The sequence below is a fragment of the uncultured Capnocytophaga sp. genome, from assembly GCF_938029845.1.
In the GTDB taxonomy this organism is placed as follows: Bacteria; Bacteroidota; Bacteroidia; order Flavobacteriales; family Flavobacteriaceae; genus Capnocytophaga.
In genome coordinates, this window is sequence record NZ_CALHGG010000023.1 from 1 (window position 1) to 3,537 (window position 3,537).

Sequence of the window (3,537 nt, forward strand, 5' to 3'; positions counted from 1 at the left end):
AATTGCGCTTCATCACTTCTAACGCTACATTGATAGATTGATTATTCGGGAAGCCTAACTTGAGGAGGTCTTTCCCTTTGAGTTTTAAATTTGCCATAATAATTTGTCAATTTGTCAATGCCCCCATTCCCCCGAAGGGGGACAATCTGGAGTCATTGGCTAATTAGATAATTTTCAAATCTGCTAATTTGCTAATTAGATAGATAAAGAAGCACGATTTGTTGAATATTATCAGTTAAAAAAGGCTTCTCTGTTCTCTCTGAATTGTTTATCTTTGTCCTCTGTTGAGTTATTAAAAACATAGATTATGAATCCGACAACAAAGCTACTGTTCAAGGCACTTATTTTAGAATATGTGCTTGCTTTTATCTCTGTCTTTATAGGAATTATTGCGACAGGGGCGGATAGCTTAAGTAATTTTTTGGCTATTCTCTTCCACTTGGCTATTCCTATCTTAGTTGGATTTCTCTCTTCTGCTACTATTATCTATCATATAGGTGCGTATATTCATCTGAAAAGACCTTCAAAGAATTTTTGTATGGTCATAGGTATTTTCTTGATGTTTGTTTTATTAACCATATCAGTACTTATAGGGACTTTTACGCTCCACATCTTATTTGAAAATAGCATAGACCATTTTAGCTATCTTAATGTGCTTCTCATTTTCTATGTTTTGGGAGGCGTACAAACGCTTTTTGTTGGATTATGGCTCGGTGTAAAGCTAAACCAACTTCCTAGATAATTGTTCTTTTCTTTCTCTCCATTTGGGATAATCAAAGACAAAAGTGTATTGCTCGCCTACTTCTTTCTCTAAAAGTTCTGCTGAGGTAAGTACGCGGTTTACAAATATATACTCGCTTATGGTGTCTTTGAAATCGGATTCAGGAGGGTAATTGTCATTGAAAATCTCTTGATACAAGTGATTGAGTTCCTCTAATTCTTCTTTTAGATACGGATTGATATCCAAATCCGCAATCTCCACATTGCGAGGGGTAGGATTCTTCACGTTTTCCTCTATCCAAATAGGGGAACAAAAGAACTCAAATTGGTATTTAAATTCAAACTTTTTCATAGGATTAATTTGTCAATTTACTAATTTACCAATGGGCAACGACTGACTTGAACTTCTTCCTTTTTCTTTTATCAGGGATACCTGTATCGCTGTTCCATCGCTGTACGAATTTCTCAAAAGAATCGTAGGCTATTATATAGGGCGAAGGCTCTGGTAAGGATTTCTTAGGAATTGCAGTACCTATCCGCTCCAAGCGTTCAGCAAAGAGCAACAAGGCTTTATGACTCACCCTACGCACATCACTGAGCACTTCCTTCTCACCATCTCCCATCAGCTGAAGGCGCGCCTCCATTAGCGATTCCATCGTTGGCTTTTCAGTACTTTTATATAATAGTTCCACGAAAGTATAATGTCCGTCGCCCTCATAGTTATCAGTCCTCAATAGCCATACCGCACCATACTGACCTCCCAACAAGGGTACGCTCAGCACTTCATAAGGCGCAAAAAGGAAATCAGTTACCTTTTGCCAATGTTCGCGTGCAGGCACTGCTGTATTGGCAGTGGCAAGGCGAGAGAGCAGTCGTACTACTTGCTGTTGTCGCTTTGCATAGCTCATCTGGGGGGTATCAGTACCAAACTGCTGTAGCCACTTTTTAGAAACTCCTTTTTGTACCAACTGTTGCAGGGGAGCTACCTCCTCAGGGCGCAACCACCCATACTGCCACAAAATAGCAAGGCGAAGGGTCAAAAATATTTCCTTCTCCAAAGCTGTGCGCACAGCTTCCTTGCGAAAAGTGTCTATAAGGGAGCGTATTTCGGCTTCTGTAGCCCCATAGTGATAAGCATCTTCTACTATGCTATCCAACTCATTAGCAAGATCACTTTCAAAAATATGAACGCCATAAATATCTCTATTTCTCATAAAACAGTTGTTTATTGTAAGCCCACTAAAATTAATGAATCAAATCGGTTAAGGTATAATCTGTTTTCAGTATATCACCGTCTTCTATCTCAAATACATAAAGCGAACTATTGTCCTGACTATCAACAAATAAAATGCGTTCATTCTCATATCCTATGGAAAGGCTTTGTGACAATCTTTCTAAGGAGAAAGAACCTTCTTCGTAGCCTACCTCTTGCAGGGTAGTAGCATAAGCTTTTAGCTGAGTAATGGTAGTACATTGATGTTTGTCAATGGTTATCTCTTTGCAAAGTTCTTCCAATGAATACAACACAAATGGCGTTTCCTCTGAAAAGACAGGAAAACAAACAGTCTCTTTCTGTGCTTTTAGATAGTTTATATATTCTTGGGATAAGGATTTAACTTCCTTATTCCGAAGTAATGACCTTACACTTTTAGGCTTACTTGTATGATTTTCCTTACTTTGAGATAGTGCAGAAGGTGATATCCATTGCATAGGATTAAAATCAAACATAGCCGTACAATGGGGGCAATGTAAAAACATAAACTGCATTTGCTTCCCGATAGCTTCCTTCAAAAAATTAAAGTCATAATCAGAAAGTGCTTCTGGCAGGAAGGTTCTGTTACAATTAGGACAAGTAAGTTCTTTCATTATATTGCTTTTAATTTGGTTACAGAGGGTTAGTTACTAACCTATACATAATCTTAGCGATGTTATAAGCATCATCTTTGCCTCGGTGGTGGGTTCCTACAAGGGGTATCTTGAGGTAGTTCAGTGCCTGATGCATGCCCAATCGCTTAGGGTGCTGGGTTACCTCTTGGAAAAGTTCCTTTACATTGATATGCTCATTGCGCATTGGGTAAGGCAGTTTCCTAAGAGCACATTGCTTTTGGAGCATATTCCTATCGTAATTCCCATAACTCGCCCAAGTGTACTGATAGGCTTGGTATTCCTTTTTAAGGATTTGCAAGGCTTCTTCAAAACTTACGCCTTCCCGCGCTACCAGTTCGGGGGTAATGGTGGTAAGTTGGGTACAAAAAGGACTGATTTTGGAATGTGTAGGCTTTACCAAAATACCTCTGTTATCACTAATCTCACCTGTAAGGGTATCGAGCAGGCAAATGCCAATTTCTATAATTTCACTCACTTCTCCTTTGGGGGGTATTCCCTCCCAACAAGTCGCTTCTAAGTCTATAATAATGATTTTGTTTGTCATTGTTTTAATTTTTAATGAAACTCATAAGTAAGCTCGTTTCCTAAAATATGAATCAAGAGTTGAAAAATAATAATCCCTGATTAACAGAATGTTATCACTTTTACATCGCCTCTCCCCCTTTGGAGGAAGTCCGCGAGAGCGGAGTATGTGATAGGGAGAGGTTATCCCTTTGGAGGGGGTAGGGGGAGGTTTTTAATCAATAAATTAACTCAATTGACGATTCCCTCTACATATTTTTTCCATTGCTCTGGGTTATGTACCTTTTGTAGCAATTGCTTTACATAAGGGTGAATTTGTTGTTGAGCTTTCTCACCTGCTTCCTCTGAAATCTCTTCTTTAGTAGATTGATAACACAACAGTACCCAAAGCAGTTGTTCAGCGGTTCC

At 38.9% G+C, this 3,537-nt stretch carries 5 protein-coding genes; 1 reads left to right on the forward strand and 4 read right to left on the reverse strand.

The features are described 5' to 3' along the window. The first annotated feature begins 307 nt into the window (after positions 1 to 307). Positions 308 to 742, forward strand: a complete 435-nt coding sequence (locus tag Q0625_RS01495) for a hypothetical protein (protein ID WP_298823130.1) — start codon at positions 308 to 310, stop codon at positions 740 to 742. On the opposite strand, the gene Q0625_RS01500 is transcribed toward Q0625_RS01495, so the two are convergent. Genes Q0625_RS01500 through Q0625_RS01515 form a run of 4 tightly spaced genes read right to left on the reverse strand, consistent with a single transcriptional unit; the run spans position 722 to position 3,151 of the window. Then, positions 722 to 1,072 (reverse strand): hypothetical protein, encoded by a 351-nt coding sequence (locus Q0625_RS01500; protein ID WP_298823131.1) that lies wholly within the window; start codon positions 1,070 to 1,072, stop codon positions 722 to 724. The two genes, Q0625_RS01495 and Q0625_RS01500, sit on opposite strands and share 21 nt — an antisense overlap. A gap of 25 nt (positions 1,073 to 1,097) precedes the next feature. Next, the gene (locus tag Q0625_RS01505; RefSeq protein WP_298823132.1) at positions 1,098 to 1,934 is read right to left on the reverse strand and encodes a hypothetical protein; all 837 of its coding nucleotides are present in this window, start codon (positions 1,932 to 1,934) and stop codon (positions 1,098 to 1,100) included. A 31-nt stretch (positions 1,935 to 1,965) separates the two neighbouring features. After that, complete coding sequence (locus Q0625_RS01510; RefSeq protein ID WP_298823133.1) at positions 1,966 to 2,586, reverse strand: hypothetical protein; 621 nt, start codon at positions 2,584 to 2,586, stop codon at positions 1,966 to 1,968. A gap of 19 nt (positions 2,587 to 2,605) precedes the next feature. Next, positions 2,606 to 3,151 carry a 3'-5' exonuclease gene (locus Q0625_RS01515; protein WP_298823134.1) on the reverse strand — a complete coding sequence of 182 codons (546 nt, stop codon included), beginning with the start codon at positions 3,149 to 3,151 and terminating at the stop codon, positions 2,606 to 2,608. Positions 3,152 to 3,537: the final 386 nt, after the last annotated feature.